At 70.1% G+C, this 18,886-nt stretch carries 17 protein-coding genes; 16 read left to right on the top strand and 1 reads right to left on the bottom strand.

Going from position 1 to position 18,886, the window contains the following annotated elements; genetic code table 11:
• The first annotated feature begins 108 nt into the window (after positions 1 to 108).
• Positions 109 to 696, top strand: coding sequence for an NUDIX hydrolase (locus ACFV9G_RS06590; protein WP_378726008.1), 588 nt, complete (start codon positions 109 to 111; stop codon positions 694 to 696).
• 218 nt (positions 697 to 914) lie between these two features.
• On the opposite strand, the gene ACFV9G_RS06585 is transcribed toward ACFV9G_RS06590, so the two are convergent.
• On the bottom strand, positions 915 to 1,421 hold the full coding sequence (locus ACFV9G_RS06585; RefSeq protein WP_378726006.1) for an endonuclease V: 507 nt from the start codon (positions 1,419 to 1,421) through the stop codon (positions 915 to 917).
• A gap of 109 nt (positions 1,422 to 1,530) precedes the next feature.
• On the opposite strand from ACFV9G_RS06585, the gene ACFV9G_RS06580 reads away from it, so the two are divergent.
• The 15 genes from ACFV9G_RS06580 to ACFV9G_RS06510 all read left to right on the top strand — a co-directional run bounded on the left by ACFV9G_RS06580 (position 1,531) and on the right by ACFV9G_RS06510 (position 18,886).
• Positions 1,531 to 2,517 carry an AIM24 family protein gene (locus ACFV9G_RS06580; RefSeq protein ID WP_378726005.1) on the top strand — a complete coding sequence of 329 codons (987 nt, stop codon included), beginning with the start codon at positions 1,531 to 1,533 and terminating at the stop codon, positions 2,515 to 2,517.
• Between the two features lie 155 nt (positions 2,518 to 2,672).
• Complete coding sequence (gene carA, locus ACFV9G_RS06575; protein ID WP_378726003.1) at positions 2,673 to 3,809, top strand: glutamine-hydrolyzing carbamoyl-phosphate synthase small subunit; 1,137 nt, start codon at positions 2,673 to 2,675, stop codon at positions 3,807 to 3,809.
• Positions 3,810 to 3,812: 3 nt separating this feature from the next.
• On the top strand, positions 3,813 to 7,148 hold the full coding sequence (gene carB / locus ACFV9G_RS06570; RefSeq protein WP_378726001.1) for a carbamoyl-phosphate synthase large subunit: 3,336 nt from the start codon (positions 3,813 to 3,815) through the stop codon (positions 7,146 to 7,148).
• Positions 7,145 to 8,185: a quinone-dependent dihydroorotate dehydrogenase gene (locus ACFV9G_RS06565; RefSeq protein WP_378725998.1), complete on the top strand. Its 1,041-nt coding sequence runs from the start codon at positions 7,145 to 7,147 to the stop codon at positions 8,183 to 8,185. The genes carB and ACFV9G_RS06565 overlap by 4 nt, the downstream gene beginning before the upstream one ends.
• Complete coding sequence (gene pyrF, locus ACFV9G_RS06560; RefSeq protein ID WP_378725996.1) at positions 8,182 to 9,009, top strand: orotidine-5'-phosphate decarboxylase; 828 nt, start codon at positions 8,182 to 8,184, stop codon at positions 9,007 to 9,009. The genes ACFV9G_RS06565 and pyrF overlap by 4 nt, the downstream gene beginning before the upstream one ends.
• A gap of 127 nt (positions 9,010 to 9,136) precedes the next feature.
• Positions 9,137 to 9,586: a hypothetical protein gene (locus ACFV9G_RS06555; RefSeq protein ID WP_378725994.1), complete on the top strand. Its 450-nt coding sequence runs from the start codon at positions 9,137 to 9,139 to the stop codon at positions 9,584 to 9,586.
• A 164-nt stretch (positions 9,587 to 9,750) separates the two neighbouring features.
• Positions 9,751 to 10,071 (top strand): integration host factor, actinobacterial type, encoded by a 321-nt coding sequence (mihF, locus tag ACFV9G_RS06550; RefSeq protein ID WP_168381123.1) that lies wholly within the window; start codon positions 9,751 to 9,753, stop codon positions 10,069 to 10,071.
• The gene (gmk, locus tag ACFV9G_RS06545; RefSeq protein ID WP_378725992.1) at positions 10,068 to 10,703 is read left to right on the top strand and encodes a guanylate kinase; all 636 of its coding nucleotides are present in this window, start codon (positions 10,068 to 10,070) and stop codon (positions 10,701 to 10,703) included. The genes mihF and gmk overlap by 4 nt, the downstream gene beginning before the upstream one ends.
• A gap of 7 nt (positions 10,704 to 10,710) precedes the next feature.
• On the top strand, positions 10,711 to 11,034 hold the full coding sequence (rpoZ, locus tag ACFV9G_RS06540) for a DNA-directed RNA polymerase subunit omega (protein WP_378725991.1): 324 nt from the start codon (positions 10,711 to 10,713) through the stop codon (positions 11,032 to 11,034).
• Between the two features lie 70 nt (positions 11,035 to 11,104).
• Complete coding sequence (coaBC, locus tag ACFV9G_RS06535; RefSeq protein WP_378725989.1) at positions 11,105 to 12,316, top strand: bifunctional phosphopantothenoylcysteine decarboxylase/phosphopantothenate--cysteine ligase CoaBC; 1,212 nt, start codon at positions 11,105 to 11,107, stop codon at positions 12,314 to 12,316.
• A gap of 130 nt (positions 12,317 to 12,446) precedes the next feature.
• On the top strand, positions 12,447 to 13,646 hold the full coding sequence (gene metK / locus ACFV9G_RS06530) for a methionine adenosyltransferase (protein ID WP_378725987.1): 1,200 nt from the start codon (positions 12,447 to 12,449) through the stop codon (positions 13,644 to 13,646).
• Positions 13,647 to 13,845: 199 nt separating this feature from the next.
• Positions 13,846 to 15,924 (top strand): primosomal protein N', encoded by a 2,079-nt coding sequence (locus tag ACFV9G_RS06525; protein WP_378725985.1) that lies wholly within the window; start codon positions 13,846 to 13,848, stop codon positions 15,922 to 15,924.
• Positions 15,925 to 15,979: 55 nt separating this feature from the next.
• Positions 15,980 to 16,525 (top strand): peptide deformylase, encoded by a 546-nt coding sequence (gene def / locus ACFV9G_RS06520; protein WP_378725983.1) that lies wholly within the window; start codon positions 15,980 to 15,982, stop codon positions 16,523 to 16,525.
• Positions 16,525 to 17,445, top strand: a complete 921-nt coding sequence (gene fmt / locus ACFV9G_RS06515) for a methionyl-tRNA formyltransferase (protein ID WP_378725981.1) — start codon at positions 16,525 to 16,527, stop codon at positions 17,443 to 17,445. Before def ends, fmt begins: the two co-directional genes overlap by 1 nt.
• On the top strand, positions 17,429 to 18,886 hold the full coding sequence (locus ACFV9G_RS06510; RefSeq protein WP_378725979.1) for an RsmB/NOP family class I SAM-dependent RNA methyltransferase: 1,458 nt from the start codon (positions 17,429 to 17,431) through the stop codon (positions 18,884 to 18,886). The genes fmt and ACFV9G_RS06510 overlap by 17 nt, the downstream gene beginning before the upstream one ends.

Here is an 18,886-nt window from a genome sequence, read left to right as displayed (position 1 = left end):
GGAAATCTGGATGAAACATCGAAACGCTAGCGGTGCACAACCATGCAACGCAATGACCTGCGAGAACCGTCACATCGTGTCGCACTCACCCGGCTATGGTGCACGACCATGAGCCCGGAGGATCGACTGCTGACCGACATCTCGATCATGGTGGACACGATCGAGCCGATGGACACCGAGGAGAGCGGCCACATCGCCGACGCGTCGGCCTGGCTGTGCGTGACCAACGACGTCTTCCGACGTCGCACCGCTCCGACCGAACCTGCCAAGCACCTGGTCTCCTACTTCCTGCTGCTCGACCCGGTTAGTGGCCACATCCTGCTCGGGGACCACCGCAAGTCGGGCCTCTGGCTGCCCTCGGGCGGTCACGTCGAGCCAGGGGAGAATCCCGCCGACACGGTCCGTCGGGAGTGCGTCGAGGAACTCGGCGTCGAGGCTCGGTTCCACCCCGACCTCGGGCCACGCCCGATGTTCATCACTGTGACCACGACCCGGCCCGACCGCCCGGACCCGCACACCGACGTCAGCCTCTGGTTCGTGCTCGCCCACGACCACCGGATCGGTGTGGTGCCGGACGAGCGGGAGTACGCCGGGGTGCGCTGGTGGACACCGTCCGAGATCCGCGCCGCCGACCCGAGATCCTTCGACCCGCACATGGGCCGGATGCTTGACAAGCTGAAGACCCTCGGCGCCTGAGCGTCATTCGTCCCTCCTCGTAGGGCGCCGTCAGGTGGCTGGGGCGTCCGACGTGCTCGAGGATCGGGGGAGTGGCCGCCGAAGCATTTGTCCAACAGCCGTTGGACAAATGCTTCGTGCAACGAAGAACCGACAACGGGATTGTGCAGCAGACGGCTGCACAAACATCCGCGCCGCGTGTCATGCCCACGCGCCGATTGCAGAACGAGACCGACCGGTCAGGGCAGCGATCGGGCGAGGCGGTCGACGAGTCGCAGTGCTTCGGGGATACGGGCGGTGCCGGACATCGCGCTGACGAGGGCCGCGGCATCGGTCGGCGAGATGCCGGCGGCCGTGACGTACAACGGTTTGGTCGAGCTTCCGCGGAGGACGGGTTCGGCGTGGGTGGCGCTGCGGAACGCGGTCTTGGCGACGCCGATGACCGCTGGTGCGAGGCCGGCGTTCCAGACGTGCCACCCCAGACCGGGCCGTCCCGTCGGGTCGAGGTCGACGTATCCGTCAACGATGAGTACCTCGAGCGGGTCAACGTCATCGAGAAGGGCGATCAGCGCGGGGAGCTCCCGCTCGTAGAACCTTCCCGGGACGTAGTCGGCGACCTCGTCGAGCCAGGCAGTACGTTCCTCCGCGACCGAGGTGAACTCTGCCTCGCGGCTCGCCACGAGCGCGGCGCGGCCCCCTCCGGACGGCGGGTAATGGACGTCGACGGCCCCGAACCTGATCGTCACGGTCACAGAATAGGGCGGGCGGGCGGAACACCGGTGAGTCGCGCATCGAGCACATGCCAGGATGGAGGCGAGAAGGGCCGACGTGGGTCCATAGACGTAGGGGTTAGAGATGACGGACGCGAACTGGTACCCGGACCCGACGGGTCAGGCCGAGCTTCGCTACTACGACGGGAGCCAGTGGACCGAGCACGTGTCCACGGGCGGGCAGCAGTCGACGGCACCCCTGACGCCGCCTCAGGCCACTGTGGAGCAGGAGGCGCCGACGCAGGTCGGGTCGGCGCAGGCGGTGCAGGCCGCGTACGGCGAGAGCGCCCAGGCGCAGCCGGCCCAGGCTGCGTCGGCTCAGTACGCGTCGGGTCAGTACGCGCAGCAGGCCGCGCATGCGCAGGCCGCTCAGCCACAGCCCACGGGCGACCCGTTCGCCGGGATCTCGGGTGACCTGATCGACGGCCGCTTCGCCGAGATCGAGGGCAGCGGCGCGGTGCTGCAGAACAAAAAGCTCCTGCGCGTACGTGTCGGGGAGCCGTTCCAGGCGCGCCAGGGCTCGATGGTGGCGTATCAGGGCAACGTGCAGTTCAAGTACCAGGGCGGCGGTGTGGGGAAGTTCCTCAAGAAGGCCGTGACCGGTGAGGGCCTGAGCCTGATGGGCGTCGAGGGTCAGGGCGATGTTTTCCTGGCCGACGCGGCCAAGGAGGTCCACATCCTCCAGCTGAACAACTCCGGCATCTCGATCAACGGTGACCACGTGCTGGCCTTCTCCGGCAGCCTGCAGTGGAACATCGAGCGCGTCCAGGGCGCCGGCATGCTCACCGGCGGTCTCTTCAACACGACGCTGCGCGGCACCGGTTGGATCGCCGTCACCACGGAGGGCGACCCGGTGGTCCTCAACGCCGGTGAGGCACCGACCTTCGCCGACACCAACGCGGTCGTCGGCTGGTCGCTCGGTCTGCAGACCAGCCTGCAGAAGTCGCTCACCGCCGGTGCGCTCATCGGCCGGGGCAGCGGCGAGGCGTTCCAGGTCGCCTTCCACGGCGCGGGCTTCGTCATCGTGCAGCCGTCCGAGGGCGCGGTCGTGCCGCCCCACTCGCACGGCTGAGCACGTCCCGAACGGGCTGAGTGCCGCGTACGTCACATGGTGGCGTACGCGGCGGACGCCAACTGCCGTCAACCGGCATCGGCTTGATACTGTCACCAGCAAGTTGACCGACATCCTTTAAGCACCGTCCTGTGAGGCGGAGAAGGAGGTACGGCGTGCCGCTGCATGCCCACAAAGAAGCACTCCTCGTACTCGAGGATGGTCGATCGTTCCGGGGGGAGTCGTTCGGTGCCGAGGGTGAGACCTTCGGCGAGGCGGTCTTCTCCACCGGCATGACGGGCTATCAGGAGACGCTGACCGACCCGAGCTACCACCAGCAGGTGGTCGTCATGACCGCGCCGCACGTCGGCAACACCGGCGTGAACGACGAGGACCCCGAGTCCCGCCGGATCTGGGTCGCCGGATACGTCGTCCGCGACCCTGCCCGGGTCTCCTCCAACTGGCGCGCCCAGCGCACCCTCGACGACGACCTGCGTGACCAGTCCGTGGTCGGCATCAGCGGGATCGACACCCGCGCCCTGACCCGCCACCTGCGGGAGCGCGGCGCGATGCGCGTCGGCATCTCGACGATCGAGACCGACCCCGAGGTCCTGCTGAAGAAGGTGCTCGCCAGCGCCGAGATGAGCGGTGCGAACCTCTCCGACGCGGTCAGCACCCAGGAGGCGTACGTCGTCCCCGCCAAGGGTGAGAAGCGGTTCACCGTCGCGGCCCTCGACCTGGGCATCAAGGAGATGACCCCGGAGCGGATGGCCGAGCGCGGCATCGAGGTGCACGTCCTGCCGGCGACCGCGTCCCTCGAGGACGTCCTCGCGACGAACCCTGACGGGCTCTTCTACTCCAACGGCCCCGGCGACCCGGCGGCGACCACCGGCCAGGTGGAGCTGCTCAAGGCGGCGCTGGCCGAGAACATCCCCTACTTCGGCATCTGCTTCGGCAACCAGCTCTTCGGCCGCGCGCTGGGTTTTGGGACGTACAAGCTCAAGTACGGCCACCGCGGGATCAACCAGCCGGTCATGGACCTCACCACCCGCAAGGTGGAGGTGACCGCCCACAACCACGGCTTCGCGGTCGACGCACCCGTAGGGGAAGAGACGACGACCGAGTACGGCATCGCGACCGTCTCCCACGTCAACCTCAACGACGACTGCGTCGAAGGCCTCGAGCTCAAGGACGCCGAGACGGGGAAGCTCAAGGGCTTCTCGGTCCAGTACCACCCGGAGGCAGCGGCAGGCCCGCACGATGCCGCCTACCTCTTCGACCGGTTCATCTCTCTCATGGCGAAGGAGGTCTGAGCGATGCCCAAGCGCGAAGACATCAAGTCCGTGCTCGTGATCGGCTCCGGCCCGATCGTCATCGGCCAGGCCTGCGAGTTCGACTACTCCGGCACCCAGGCCTGTCGCGTGCTGCGCGAGGAGGGGATCCGGGTCGTCCTGGTCAACTCCAACCCGGCCACGATCATGACCGACCCGGAGTTCGCCGACGCGACCTACGTCGAGCCGATCACCCCGGAGTTCGTCGAGAAGGTCATCGCCAAGGAGCGCCCCGACGCGCTCCTGGCCACCCTCGGCGGCCAGACCGCGCTCAACTGCGCGGTGGCGCTCGACGAGCGCGGGATCCTGGAGAAGTACGACGTCGAGCTGATCGGCGCGAGCATCGAGGCGATCCAGCGCGGTGAGAACCGCGAGCAGTTCAAGCAGATCGTCGCCGAGCTCGGTGGCGAGAGCGCGAAGTCCGTCATCTGCCACTCGATGGACGACCTGCTCGCCGGCGCCGAGGTGCTCGGATACCCCGTGGTCATCCGACCGAGCTTCACGATGGGCGGATCGGGTTCGGGCTTCGCGTACGACGAGACCGAGCTGCGACGCCTGGGCGGGGCCGGTCTTGCGGCCAGCCCGACCACCGAGGTGCTCCTGGAGGAGTCGATCCTCGGCTGGAAGGAGTATGAGCTCGAGGTCATGCGGGACCGCAAGGACAACTCGGTCATCGTCTGCTCCATCGAGAACCTCGACCCGATGGGCGTGCACACCGGCGACTCGATCACCGTCGCCCCGGCGATGACGCTGACCGACCGCGAGTACCAGAAGCTCCGCGACCTGGCGATCGGCATCATCCGCGCGGTCGGCGTGGACACCGGCGGCTGCAACATCCAGTACGCCGTCAACCCGGCCGACGGCCGGATCATCGTCATCGAGATGAACCCGCGCGTCTCGCGCTCCTCCGCGCTGGCCTCCAAGGCGACCGGCTACCCGATCGCCAAGATCGCCGCCAAGGTCGCCATCGGCTACACCCTCGACGAGATCGAGAACGACATCACCGCCGGGCCGAACGGCTCGACCGCCGCCTCCTTCGAGCCGACGCTCGACTACGTCGTGGTCAAGGTCCCGCGCTTCGCCTTCGAGAAGTTCCCGGGCGCCGACACCAAGCTGACCACGCACATGAAGAGCGTCGGCGAGGCGATGGCGATCGGCCGCAACTTCACCGAGGCGCTCCAGAAGGCCCTGCGCTCCCTGGAGAAGCCCGAGGCGGTCTTCGACTGGACCCAGGAGGTCGTCGAGCTCGACAAGCCGGCGCTGCTGGAGGAGATCAAGGTCCCCACCGACGGCCGGCTCAAGCGGGTCATGGACGCGATCCGCTCCGGTGCGACGCCGGAGGAGATCTTCGAGAGCACCAAGATCGACCCCTGGTTCGTCGACCAGCTCTTCCTGATCAACGAGATCGCCCAGGAGATCATCGCGGCGCCCGAGCTGACCGCCGACGTGCTCCGCTACGCCAAGCGGCACGGCTTCTCCGACTACCAGCTCGGCAAGATGCGCGGCATGACCGCGGACGTCGTTCGCGGCGTACGCCACGCGTTGAACATCCGCCCGGTCTACAAGACGGTCGACACCTGCGCGGCCGAGTTCGAGGCGCGTACGCCCTACCACTACTCCTCCTACGACGAGGAGACCGAGGTCGCGCCGCGGGAGAAGGAGGCCGTGATCATCCTCGGCTCCGGTCCGAACCGGATCGGGCAGGGGATCGAGTTCGACTACTCCTGCGTGCACGCCTCCCTCGCGCTGAGCGAGGCCGGCTACGAGACCGTGATGGTCAACTGCAACCCGGAGACGGTCTCGACCGACTACGACACCTCCGACCGGCTCTACTTCGAGCCGCTCACCTTGGAGGACGTGCTCGAGATCGTCCACGCCGAGCAGCAGGCCGGGCCGGTCGTCGGGGTCATCTGCCAGCTCGGTGGCCAGACTCCGCTCGGGCTCGCGCAGGCGCTCAAGGACAACGGGGTGCCGATCGTGGGCACCAGCCCCGAGGCCATCCACCTCGCCGAGGAGCGCGGCGCCTTCGGCCGGGTGCTCCACAAGGCCGGCCTGGTCGCGCCCAAGCACGGCATGGCCACCACGTTCAACGAGGCCCGTGAGATCGCCGCCGAGATCGGCTACCCGGTCCTGGTCCGACCCTCCTACGTCCTCGGTGGCCGCGGCATGCAGATCGTCTACGACGACGACGCGCTGCGCTCCTACATCGAGGCCGCGACCGAGGTCACCCCGGACAAGCCGGTGATGGTCGACAAGTTCGTCGACGACGCCGTCGAGATCGACGTCGACGCCCTCTACGACGGCACCGAGCTGTTCCTGGGCGGCGTCATGGAGCACATCGAGGAGGCCGGCATCCACTCCGGCGACTCCTCCTGCGCGCTGCCGCCGATCACCCTCGGCGCCGCCGAGGTCGAGCGCATCCGCGTGGCCACCCTGGCGATCGCCGAAGGCGTGGGCGTGCGCGGCCTGCTCAACATCCAGTACGCCCTCGGCTCCGACGTGCTCTACGTCATCGAGGCCAACCCGCGCGCCTCCCGCACCGTCCCGTTCGTCTCCAAGGCGACCGCGACCCCGCTGGCCAAGGCCGCGGCGCGGGTGATGCTCGGCGAGTCGATCGCGGAGCTCCGCTCGGCCGGGGTGCTGCCGGCGACCGGAGACGGGGGAGCGCTGCCGCCCAACCAGCCGATCGCGGTCAAGGAAGCGGTCATGCCGTTCAACCGGTTCCGCACCCCGGAGGGCCAGCAGGTCGACACCGTGCTCGGTCCGGAGATGAAGTCGACCGGCGAGGTCATGGGGCTCGACTCCGACTTCGGCCGCGCCTTCGCCAAGAGCCAGGCCGGTGCGTTCGGCCCGCTGCCGACCTCCGGGCGGATCTTCGTGAGCATGGCCAACCGTGACAAGCGCACCATGATCTTCCCGATCAAGGTGCTCGCCGACCACGGCTTCGAGATCTTCGCGACCGAGGGCACCGCCGAGGTGCTGCGCCGCAACGGGGTGCCCTCGCGGCTGATGCGCAAGCACTCCCAGGGCACCGGGCCCGACGGCGAGAAGACGACCGTTCAGCGGATCCTCGACGGCGAGGTCGACCTGGTCATCAACACGCCCAACGGCACCTCCAACGCCAGGTCCGCCCGGATGGACGGCTACGAGATCCGCACCGCCGCGGTGATGGCCAACATCGCCTGCATCACCACGGTCCAGGGTCTCGGCGCCGCCGTGCAGGGCATCGAGGCGCTGCGGCGCGGTGAGATCGACGTACGCAGCCTGCAGGAGTGGCGCGACGTCGTCGGTCACCACGACGGCGGAGTGTCGGCCCAGTGAAGGCCTACCGGACCCTGTTCGACAAGGTCCTGACGAAGACCGATCCGGAGCGTGTTCACCAGCAGGCGTTCGCCGCGATCCGGGCCGCCGGGCCGGCACTGTCCAGGACGCGTACGCCGGGTGCTCCCGTGCACGCGATGGGACTCACCTTCCCGAACGTGATCGGCCTGGCCGCCGGCTTCGACAAGAACGCGGTCGGCATCGACGCGCTGGGCGGGCTCGGCTTCGGGCACGTCGAGATCGGCACGGTCACCGGGGAGGGGCAGCCGGGCAACCCGGCGCCGCGCCTGTTCCGGCTGCCGGCCGACCGCGCCGTGATCAACCGGATGGGTTTCAACAACGAGGGCGCCGAGGCGGTCGCCGCCCGGCTGGCGAGCCGTCTGGAGCGCCGGGGCACGGCGGCCGGCGGACCGGTCCTCGGCATCAACATCGGCAAGACCAAGCTCGTCCCGGAGGACGACCAGGCGGCCGTCGAGGCCGACTACGCCAAGTCGGCCCGGCTGCTGGCCCCCTACGCCGACTACCTGGTGGTCAACGTCTCCTCGCCAAACACGCCCGGCCTGCGCAGCCTGCAGTCGGTCGAGAAGCTGCAGCCGCTGCTGGAGCACGTCCGCTCCATCGCGGACCAGGTCACCAAGCACCGGGTCCCGCTGCTGGTCAAGATCGCCCCCGACCTGGCCGACTCCGATGTCGTCGAGGTCGCCGACCTGGCCGGCGCGATCGGCCTGGACGGGATCATCGCGACCAACACCACCATCGGTCGTGAGCACCTCGCCTCGGCGCCCGCCGAGATCACCGCGGCCGGTGCCGGCGGTCTCTCCGGCGCCCCGCTGAAGGCGCGTGCCCTCGACGTCCTGCGGCTGCTCCGCAGCCGGGTCAGCCCCGAGATGACTCTCGTCGGGGTCGGTGGCATCGCCACCGTCGAGGACGCCCGCGAGCGCCTGGCCGCCGGTGCCGACCTGCTCCAGGGCTACACCGGGTTCATCTACGAAGGGCCCGGCTACGCCCGCCGGATCGCGAACGGGGTGGCTCGATGACGTTCGGTGCTCGCTATGCCGCCGCCCTCGCGGAGCGGGGGAGGCTCTGTGCCGGGATCGACCCGCACGCCTCCCTGCTCCTCGACTGGGGCCTCGACGACGACCTCGCGGGCCTGGAGCGGTTCGCCCTGACCGCGGTCGAGGGCCTGGCCCCGTACGTCCCCGCCATCAAGCCGCAGAGCGCCTTCTACGAGCGGTTCGGCTCGCGCGGCATCGCGGTGCTGGAGCGGGTCATCGCCGAGTCGAAGGCCGCCGGCGCGCTGGTGCTCCTCGACATCAAGCGAGGCGACATCGGCTCCACCAGCCAGGCGTACGCCGACGCCTACCTCGATCCGACGAGCTCGTTGGGCGCCGACGCGGTGACGGTGAGCCCCTATCTCGGGTTCGGCTCGCTGACGCCGTTCGTCGAGACGGCCACGAAGTTCGACGCCGGGCTGTTCGTCCTCGCCCTGACCTCCAACAAGGAGGGCCCCGAGGTGCAGCACGCGACCGTCGAGGACGGCCGCAGCGTCGGGCGGGTCATGCTCGATCACCTGCGCCGGCTGAACGAAGCCGAGACCCCGCTGGGGTCGTTCGGCGCAGTCGTCGGCGCGACCGTCGACGGGGCGGATGGTGCTGGGGTGGCGTACGACTTCGGGTTCAACGGCCCCATCCTGGCGCCGGGCTTCGGCGAGCAGGGCGGCACCCCGGCCGACCTCGCCCGGATCTTCGGTGCCGCCAACGCCAACGTGGTCGCCAGCACCAGCCGCGGACTGCTGCGCAAGGGCCCGGACGTGGCCGCGCTGCGTGACGAGGCGCTGCGGCTGCGCGACCAGCTCGGCTGAGGTCTGTTCCTTCATCAAGGTATGCAGCCGAAGGGACACATCCCTCGCGGATCTCCGCACGGGATGTGTCCCTTTCCCCGCATACCTTGATGAAGGAACCCACCCCCGCGCCTGCGAGACTGACCCGATGACCAGTCTCCGGATGGCCGCCCAGCTCCTCGTCCTGCCGATCCTCGCCGCCGGCCTGAGCTCGTGCGGTGATCCGATCGACGACTACTGCAAGTCCCTCGAGGGCCATCAGGAGCAGCTGACGAACACCCTGGGGGAGGACGGCACCAGCGGGCTGATCGCCGCCCTGCCGATCTTCGAGGACCTCGAGCGCAACGCGCCCGACGACATCGCGAAGGACTGGAAGACGCTCACGGGGGCGATCTCGGGCCTCAGCACGGCTCTGGAGGACGCCGGCGTCTCGGCCGACGACTTCGAGAACGGCGAGCCGCCCGAGGGCGTCAGCGACGCCGAGGCGAAGAAGATCGCCGAGGCGGCCACGAAGGTGAGCGACACGAAGACGCAAGAGGCGTCCGTACGCGTCCAGCAGCAGGCCCGGGACGTGTGTCACACATCTTTGACCCTGTGAACCGAATGGACACCAGTTAGGCGACCCCGATTGCCGCCCCGGCAACGTAATGGCTAGATTGGCGCGAGCGCTTACTTTCAGCGCTCAGCCGGGGGGCACGATCCCTGTACCGCGCGACCCGGTTGCCCTGTCGACTACACATCTGATCGTGAAAGGGAGTCTTCGTGGCTCTGCCTCCGGACATCACCCCTGAACAGCGCGCTGCCGCGCTCGTCAAAGCCGCGGCCTCGCGCCAGGAGAGGGCTGCTGTCAAGAACAAGGTCCGCACTGGCGGCATGTCCGTCCTCGAGGTCATCGAGGAAGGGAAGAAGAACGAGGTCGTCGGCAAGATGAAGGTCATCGACCTGCTGACCTCCCACCCCGGCCTCGGTGAGGTGCGGGCAACCCAGATGATGGAGCGTCTCGGCATCGCGATGAGCCGCCGTGTGCAGGGCCTCGGCCCCAAGCAGGTGGCCGCGCTTGTCGAGGAGTTCGCTCGCCGATGAGTCTGATGACGGACGAGAAGACCCCGGCCGGCGCCGGCGAGGGCCACGAGAAGCGACTGGTCGTCCTGGCCGGTCCGACCGCGGTCGGCAAGGGCACCGTCGCCGCAGCGGTGCGCGACGACCACCCCGAGGTCTTCTTGTCCGTCTCGGCGACGACCCGTAAGCCTCGCGTGGGCGAGGTGCACGGGGTGCACTACCTGTTTGTCTCCGACGAGGAGTTCGACGCGATGATCGCCGGTGGCGAGCTGCTGGAGTGGGCCACCGTCCACAACCTGGCGCGCTACGGCACTCCTCGTGGTCCCGTCGAGGCGGCGCTGTCCGAGGGCCGCCCGGCGATGCTCGAGATCGACCTGCAGGGCGCCCGGCTCGTGCGCGAGACCATGCCCGAGGCCATCTTCGTCTTCCTGGCCCCGCCGAGCTGGGATGAGCTCGTACGCCGACTGGTCGGTCGAGGCACCGAGACCGAGGCCGAGCGGGAGCGCCGCCTGGAGACCGCGCGGGTCGAGCTGGCGGCGGAGAAAGAGTTCGACGTCACGATCGTGAACCACGAAGTTCATCAGGCAGCCGATGAGTTGGTAACCTTGATGACGCTCGGGCTTCCGAGCAAGAAATCCGACCAAGCCGACAAGTGAGGCTCACGTGGCTGCCCCTCAGATCGACGCCCAGGGCGTGACCAACCCCTCGATCGACGACCTGCTGACGAAGACCGACAGCAAGTACAAGCTGGTTCTCTACAGCGCCCAGCGGGCTCGCCAGATCAACGCCTACTACTCCCAGCTCGGCGAAGGCCTCCTGGAGTACGTCGGCCCCCTGGTCGACACCCACGTTCAGGAGAAGCCCCTCTCGATCGCGCTGCGCGAGATCAACGAGGACCTGCTGACCTGCGAGGACATCGACCCGGCCGAGCTGGCCGCCCAGGCCGCGGCTCAGGCCGCTGCCGAGGCGCCTGCCGCCGACGCCTGATCGTCCAGGTCTTCCGCTGTCCACCAACAGCACCACTCCGGCCGCTCCCCCCGAGGGGGAGCGGCCGCGCGTGGTCCTAGGGGTCGCCGGCGGCATCGCCGCCTACAAGGCGGCCGAGCTGCTACGCCGGTTCACCGAGTCCGGCCATGACGTGAACGTGGTCCCCACGGCCGCCGCCCTCGAGTTCGTCGGCGCGCCCACCTGGGCGGCGCTGTCGGGCAAGGAGATCGCCACCGGCGTCTTCGAGAACATCACCGAGGTCCCGCACGTACGCATCGGGCAGCAGGCCGACCTCGTCGTGGTCGCGCCCGCGACCGCCAACACGCTTGCCCGCGCGGCCCACGGCCTCGCGGACGATCTGCTCAGCAACGTACTGCTCACCGCGCGCTGCCCGGTCGTGTTCGCCCCGGCGATGCACACCGAGATGTGGGAGCACCCGGCGACCCAGGCCAACGTCGCCACCCTGCGCGAGCGCGGCAACATCGTCATCGAGCCCGCCGAGGGCCGGCTGACCGGTAAGGACACCGGCAAGGGTCGCCTGCCCGAGCCGGCCGAGATCTTCGAGCTTTCCCGTGCCGTCCTCGCCCATGGCGGGCGCGCCGACCTCGTCGGTCGCCGCGTCGTCGTCTCGGCCGGTGGCACCCGGGAATACCTGGACCCGGTCCGCTACCTCGGCAACCGCTCCTCCGGGCTCCAGGGCTATGCCATCGCCCGTGCCGCGGCCGCCCGGGGTGCCGAGGTGACCCTGGTCGCCGCCAACGTGACCCTGCCCGACCCGGCCGGCCTGAAGGTCGTACGTGTCGGCACGACCGCCGAGCTGCGCGACGCCGTGGTCTCCGCGGCCACCGGCGCGGATGCGGTCGTCATGGCCGCCGCCCCTGCCGACTTCCGGCCGACCGGGATGAGCGAGTCCAAGATCAAGAAGGCCGCCGACGGGTCGGCACCGACGATCGAGCTGATGCAGAACCCCGACATCCTGGCCGAGATCTCCCACCACCGGACCAAGCCCGGTCAGGTCGTCGTGGGGTTCGCGGCCGAGACCGGCGACGCGACCGGATCGGTGCTCGAGCTCGCCACGGCCAAGCTGAAGCGGAAGGGCTGCGACCTGCTCGTCGTCAACGACGTCAGCGGCGGCGCGGTCTTCGGCAGCGAGGTCAACAAAGCGGTCATCCTGGGCGCCGACGGAGGACACGTCGACGTGGCCGAAGGGGCGAAGTCAGCCCTCGCAGAGGTGATCTGGGACCAGATCTCCTTACGCCTCGATGAACAACGTACAAACTGAACGACACGCCGTGCGCCACGATGAGGACCACCCCTGTGGTCCTGGGGTTCGGGGTCTATGTTTGTCGACCAGAACGATTGACGTTTATCTGCTTGAACTACCCACATGAACCTGTGAAACGGAGCTACACGTGACCGGACGTCTCTTCACGTCGGAGTCGGTGACCGAGGGGCACCCGGACAAGATCGCCGACCAGATCAGCGACACGGTGCTCGACTACCTGCTCGAGCACGACCCCAAGAGCCGGGTGGCTGTCGAGACCCTGCTCACCACCGGCCTGGTCGTCGTCGCCGGCGAGGTGACCACCGACGCCTACGCGCCGGTCGCCCAGCTCGTGCGCCAGAAGATCCTCGAGATCGGCTACGACTCCTCCCTCAAGGGCTTCGACGGTCACTCCTGCGGTGTCCAGGTCGCCATCGGCGCCCAGAGCCAGGACATCGCCCAGGGCGTCGACACCGCCGAGGAGCACCGCCTGGAGAGCTCGGTCGACGAGCTCGACCTGCAGGGTGCCGGCGACCAGGGTCTGATGTTCGGCTACGCCTGCGACGACACGCCCGAGCTGTTCCCGCTGCCCATCAAGATGGCGCAGACGTTCGCGGAGCGACTCACCGCGGTCCGCAAGGACGGCACGCTGGACTACCTGCGTCCCGACGGCAAGACCCAGGTCACCATCGAGTACGACGACGAGGGCCGCGCCGTTCGCGTGGACACCGTTGTCCTCTCCACGCAGCACTCCGAGGAGACCTCCCAGGAGCAGCTCCACGCCGACATCAAGAAGTACGTCATCGAGCCGGTGCTCGAGCAGTTCAAGTCGTCGGTTCCCTTCGACGGCTACAAGCTGCACATCAACCCGACCGGCCGTTTCGTCGTCGGTGGCCCGATGGGTGACGCCGGCCTGACCGGCCGCAAGATCATCGTCGACACCTACGGCGGCATGGCCCGCCACGGCGGCGGCGCCTTCTCGGGCAAGGACCCCTCGAAGGTCGACCGGTCGGCTGCGTACGCCATGCGCTGGGTGGCCAAGAACATCGTCGCCGCGGGCCTGGCCCGTCGCGCCGAGGTCCAGGTCGCCTACGCCATCGGCAAGGCCCAGCCCGTCGGCGTCTTCGTGGAGACCTTCGGCACCCACACCGTGCCCGAGGCCAACATCCAGAAGGCCGTCCTGGAGGTCTTCGACCTCCGCCCGGCCGCGATCCTGCGTGACCTCGACCTGCTCCGCCCGATCTACGCCAAGACCGCTGCGTACGGTCACTTCGGCCGCGAGCTCCCCGAGTTCACCTGGGAGCGCACCGACCGCGCCGACGCGCTCAAGGCTGCCGCCGGCGCCTGATCCACCCAACACCCTGCCGAGTCGGCGCGTTCTAACGCGCCGACTCGGCGTGGTTTTCGGTCAGGACGCGGCGTCGTTCACGTCGATCTCGACCCGCTTCGCGGGTTCGCAAGCTCACCCGCTGCGCTCGCTCGATCTCCTCGCGTTTGCCCGGCGCACGCGCCGGGCAAGGCTCGGATGTCGGCGCAGGCTGATAGAAATGGCGGTTGTGAGCCGGGGTCCGCAGGAGGCAGCCGGGGCAGCCGAGCTGGAGCTGCCCGGGCTGGTTCGCGACCGGGTCAAGGAGGGGCGGGCGAAGGCGGCGGCCACGCGGGCGCGGAAGGCCGCGGAGGCGTCGATCGCCGAGGTGGATCCGGTCGCCAAGGTCTTGGTCGACCTGCCGATGGCCCACCTGGACCGGCCCTTCGACTATGCGGTTCCGGCCTCGATGGCCGAGGAGGCGCAGCCCGGGGTCCGGGTGAAGGTGCGGTTCGGTCCCAAGGATGTCGACGGGTTCGTCGTGGCGCGGGCCGAAGCCTCCGAGCATGCGAAGCTGCAACCGCTCAAGCGTGTCGTCAGCGCCGAGGCGGTGCTCACGCCGCAGGTCGCTGCGCTGAGCGAGTCGGTCGCCCGGCGCTATGCGGGTGCCCGGGCCGACGTCCTCCGACTGGCGATCCCTCCGCGGCACGCGTCGACCGAGAAGGAGCCGTCAGCGCTCGCCCCGGCCCAGCGGCCCTTCGACGCCGCAGCCGCGGCGGAGGCGTGGGCCGGTCACGAGCCCGCGGCTGCGTTCCTACGACACCTGGCCTCCGGCGGTGCGCCGCGCGCGGTCTGGCACGCCGCAGCCGGGACCGATCACGCCGACCTGATCGCTCACGCGACTGCGGCGACGCTGGCCTCCGGGCGCGGTGCGCTGGTCGTGGTGCCGGACTGGAAGGACCTCGCCCGTCTCGACGACGCGATGACCACGGTGCTGGGGGAGGGGCAGCATGGGGTGCTGGCCGCCGACGCCGGTCCCGCCACGCGCTACCGGGAGTTCCTCCGGGTCGCCCGGGGCACGGTGAAGGTGGCGATCGGCACCCGCGCCGCGGCCTTCGCGCCGGTGCACGACCTCGGCCTGGTGGTCGTCTGGGAGGACGGCGACGACCTGCTCGCCGAGCAGCGCGCGCCCTACCCGCACGCGCGCGACGTGCTGCTGCTGCGGGCCGAGCAGGAGCAGTCGGCCGCGCTCGTGGGTGGCTTCGCCCGGACCGTGGAGGCCGGCTTCCTGGCCGAGACCGGCTGGGCGCAGGAGATCCGTCCCACCCGGGCGCTGGCCCGCGAGCGGGTGAGCATCGAGATCACCGGCGACACCGACTTCGACCTCGAGAAGGACCCGCTCACCCGTGCCTCGCGGGTGCCTCGCGAGGCCCACGAGATCGTCCGGTCCGCGCTGGCCACCGGCCCCGTCCTCCTGCAGACGCCACGGCGCGGGTACGCGGCGTCGCTGGCGTGCGACCGGTGTCGTACGCCGGCCAGGTGCTCGGCCTGTCAGGGGCCGCTGCGGCTCGGGGGTCCGGCCGAACCGCCGACGTGCGGCTGGTGCGGTCATGTCGAGACGGCCTGGGCGTGCGGGGCGTGCGGCGGGTTCGGGCTGCGGGCTCCGATCATCGGTGAGGCGCGCACGGCCGAGGAGATGGGTCGCTCGTTCGCCGGGGTGCGGGTGGTGACCTCCTCGGCGGGGGCGGTCAGGCAGACGGTGCCAGGAACACCGGCGATCGTGGTCGCGACCGTCGGCGCCGAGCCGGTCGCCGAGGGCGGTTATGCCGGGGTGCTGCTGCTCGACACCTGGCTGCTGCTGGGGCGGCCGGATCTGCGTACGGACGAGGAGGCGCTGCGTCGCTGGAGCAACGCCGCGGGGCTGGTGCGGCCCGGTGGGCGGGTTCTCGTGGTCGGTGACCCGGCGCTGTCGGTGCTGCAGGCGCTGGTGCGCTGGGACCAGCCGGGGTTCGCCCGGCGCGAGGCGGCGGCGCGCCAGGAGGCCCACCTTCCGCCGGCCTCGCGCCTGGCCACCATCACCGGCACGCCCGGGGCGCTCGACGACGCGCTCACCCTGCTCGCGCTGCCGCCGGGCGCGGAGGTGCTCGGGCCGGTGCCCGCCGAGCCCACGTCCACCGGAGAGCCACGGCTGCGCGCGGTCGTACGGGTGCCGCGATCCCTCGGAGTGCAGCTCACCGAGGCACTCGGGGAGCTGCAGCGGGTGCGGTCGGCGCGCAAGCTCGACCCGGTGCGGGTCCAGGTGGATCCGCCGACGCTCTGACCCACGCTCAGCCCACGTATTGTGGTCCCGACACGCTCGACCACCTAGGAGACCAGTGGCAGTCCAGTCCATCCGACTCTTCGGCGACCCCGTGCTGCGCAAGCCAGCGATCGAGGTCGTCGACTTCGACAAGGAGCTGCACAAGCTCGTCGCCGACCTGACCGACACCATGCTCGAGGCACCCGGCGCCGGACTGGCAGCTCCCCAGATCGGGGTGAGCCTGCGGGTCTTCACCTGGTACGTCGACGGCCAGGTGGGTCACCTGATCAACCCCGATCTGACCCTGTCGGAGGAGACGCAGGACGGGGGAGAGGGTTGTCTGTCGCTGCCCGACATCACCTTCGACTGCCGCCGGGCCCTGTCGGTGGTGGCGAAGGGGTTCAACATGCACGGTGAGCCCGTGACCATCGAGGGCTCCGAGCTGCTCGCCCGGGCCATCCAGCACGAGACCGACCACCTCGACGGCATCCTGTTCATCGACCGGCTCGACGAGGCCGCGCGCAAGGCGGCGATGAGGGAGATCCGGGAGTCGGAGTGGTTCGGCCTGGAGAAGCCGACCGTGAAGATCTCCCCGCACGCGACGAACGGGTTCGGGTTCTGATGAGGGTCGTCTTCGCAGGTACGCCCGAGGTGGCCGTCCCCTCGCTGGACGCGATCGCGGCCTCGCGTCACGAGCTCGTCGGTGTCGTCACCCGCCCCGATGCCGCCCAGGGCCGCAGCAAGCGGCTGGTGCCCTCGCCGGTCGCACAGCGGGCCGAGGAGCTGGGGATTCCGGTGCTCAAGCCGGAGCATCCCCGCGAGCCCGAGTTCCAGGCCGAGCTGAAAGCGCTCGAACCCGACTGCTGCCCGGTGGTCGCCTATGGCGCGATGCTGCCGCAGTCGGCGCTGGACATCCCGCGGCACGGCTGGGTCAACCTGCACTTCTCGCTCCTGCCCGCCTACCGTGGCGCCGCTCCGGTGCAGCGCGCGGTCTGGGCCGGCGAGGAGATCTCCGGGGCCACCACCTTCCGGATCGTCAAGGCGATGGACGCCGGCCCGGTCTTCGGCACCATGACCCAGGCGCTGGCGCCCGGCGAGACCTCCGGTTCGCTCTTCGAGAAGCTCACCGAGGGTGGGGCCGGGCTGCTGGTGTCCACGCTCGACGGCATCGAGGACGGCTCGCTGGAGGCGCGCGAGCAGCCCGTCGACGGGGTCACCTACGCCGACAAGATCACCGTCGAGGACGCCCGGATCGACTGGACGCAGAACGCCGTGGCCATCGACCGGCAGATCCGCGCCTGCACGCCGGCGCCGGGGGCCTGGACACTGCTCGACGGGGAGCGGTTCAAGGTCGGGCCGGTCACGATCGCCGAGGAGTCGGTGACGGCCGGCGAGCTGGTCGTCCGCAAGAACGAGGTCCTCGTCGGCACCGGCACCACCGCGGTCCGGCTGGGCCGGGTGAAGGCGTTCGGAAAGAAGGAGATGCCGGCGGCAGACTGGGCCCGCGGCGTACGTCTGGAGTCCGGTGTCACCTTCGAATAGAGCGCAGCCGGGTAGACGCCCCGGCAGGCGGCCGCAGGGCCCGCGTGGACCGGGGGCGAAGGGCAGCACGAAGCCGGCCGATCCGGCCCGGCTGGCCGCGTTCGAGGTACTCAAGGCGGTGCGGGTCGATGAGGCGTACGCCAACCTGGTGCTGCCCCACGTCCTCGGCCGCCTCGGGTTGGAGGGCCGTGACGCGGCCTTCGCCACCGAGCTCGCCTCAGGGACGCTGCGGCAGCAGGGGACCTACGACGCCGTGCTGGCCGCCTGCATCGATCGCCCGCTGGCCAAGGTCGAGGCGAAGGTGCTCGACGTGCTGCGGCTGGGGGCGCACCAGGTGCTGTCCATGCGGGTGCCCGACCATGCCGCGATCTCGACCAGCGTGGATCTGACCCGGTCGAAGGTCGGCCAGGGGCCGGCGGGGTTCGTCAACGCCGTGCTGCGCAAGCTCACCCGCAAGTTCCTGGACGAGTGGGTCGCCGAGGTGGCGCCCGCGCGCGAGCGGGACCATGACGGCTGGGCTTCGGTCGCCTTCAGCCACCCCCGCTGGGTGGTCGAGCGGCTCGCCGAGGCCGTCGGTCGTGACCAGGTCGACGCGCTGCTCGAGGCCGACAACGCGCCGCCGTCGGTCACGTTGGTCGCCCGGCCCGGGCGGGCAACGGTTGCCGAGCTCGGCGGCACGCCGACGCCCTACTCGCCCTTCGGGGTCACGCTCGACTCCGGCTCCCCGGCCGGGATCGTCGCCGTGGCCGAGGGGCGTGCGGGCGTACAGGACGAGGGCTCGCAGCTCGTGGCCATCGCCTTGGCCGAGGCCGGCGCCGACCGATCTGAGGGCCGGACGGAGTCCTGGCTGGACCTCTGCGCCGGACCGGGCGGGAAGTCGGCCCTGCTGGCCGCCCTGGCCGCCCAGCAGGACGCGCTGCTGGTGGCCAACGAGCGCCAGCCGCACCGCGCCGGACTCGTGCTCGCCAACCTGACCGACCGATCAGCCGGGACGCAGGTGGACGGCGTCGCCGGGGTCGTGGCGGGCGACGGCATCAGGCCGCCGTTCAAGGACGCGGCCTTCGACCGCGTCCTCGTTGACGCCCCGTGCACCGGCCTGGGCGCGCTGCGCCGCCGCCCGGAGGCACGGTGGCGACGGGCGACGGCCGATCTGGACGTACTCGTCGACCTGCAGCGCTCCCTCCTCGACCGAGCGATCGACCTGACCCGGCCGGGCGGCGTGGTCCTCTACGCCACCTGCTCACCGGTGCTCACCGAGACGAAGGGCGCGGTGGAGAGCGTGCTCGAGGGCCGTTCCGACGTCACCCTCGAGCCCATCTCCGGCACAGCCGGCAACGTGCCCGACAGCGCCGGACCGCTGCCGGGCACCGTTCAGCTGTGGCCGCACCGCCACGGCACCGACGCGATGTTCCTGGCGCTGCTGCGACGTACGCCGGAGTAG

Origin of the sequence: Nocardioides sp. NPDC059952 (assembly GCF_042730435.1) — a bacterium.
GTDB lineage: Bacteria > Actinomycetota > Actinomycetes > Propionibacteriales > Nocardioidaceae > Nocardioides.
Note: the sequence above shows the minus strand (reverse complement) of the source record. Positions and strands in the feature narration are given on the sequence as shown.

What these genes read in the sequence shown, in the direction of transcription:
- ACFV9G_RS06590 (WP_378726008.1), top strand. Translation starts at nt 109, where the DNA reads ATGAGCCCGGAGGATCGACTGCTGACCGACATCTCGATCATGGTGGAC.
- ACFV9G_RS06580 (WP_378726005.1), top strand. Translation starts at nt 1,531, where the DNA reads ATGACGGACGCGAACTGGTACCCGGACCCGACGGGTCAGGCCGAGCTT.
- carB (WP_378726001.1), top strand. Translation starts at nt 3,813, where the DNA reads ATGCCCAAGCGCGAAGACATCAAGTCCGTGCTCGTGATCGGCTCCGGC.
- pyrF (WP_378725996.1), top strand. Translation starts at nt 8,182, where the DNA reads ATGACGTTCGGTGCTCGCTATGCCGCCGCCCTCGCGGAGCGGGGGAGG.
- ACFV9G_RS06555 (WP_378725994.1), top strand. Translation starts at nt 9,137, where the DNA reads ATGACCAGTCTCCGGATGGCCGCCCAGCTCCTCGTCCTGCCGATCCTC.
- gmk (WP_378725992.1), top strand. Translation starts at nt 10,068, where the DNA reads ATGAGTCTGATGACGGACGAGAAGACCCCGGCCGGCGCCGGCGAGGGC.
- ACFV9G_RS06525 (WP_378725985.1), top strand. Translation starts at nt 13,846, where the DNA reads ATGGCGGTTGTGAGCCGGGGTCCGCAGGAGGCAGCCGGGGCAGCCGAG.
- fmt (WP_378725981.1), top strand. Translation starts at nt 16,525, where the DNA reads ATGAGGGTCGTCTTCGCAGGTACGCCCGAGGTGGCCGTCCCCTCGCTG.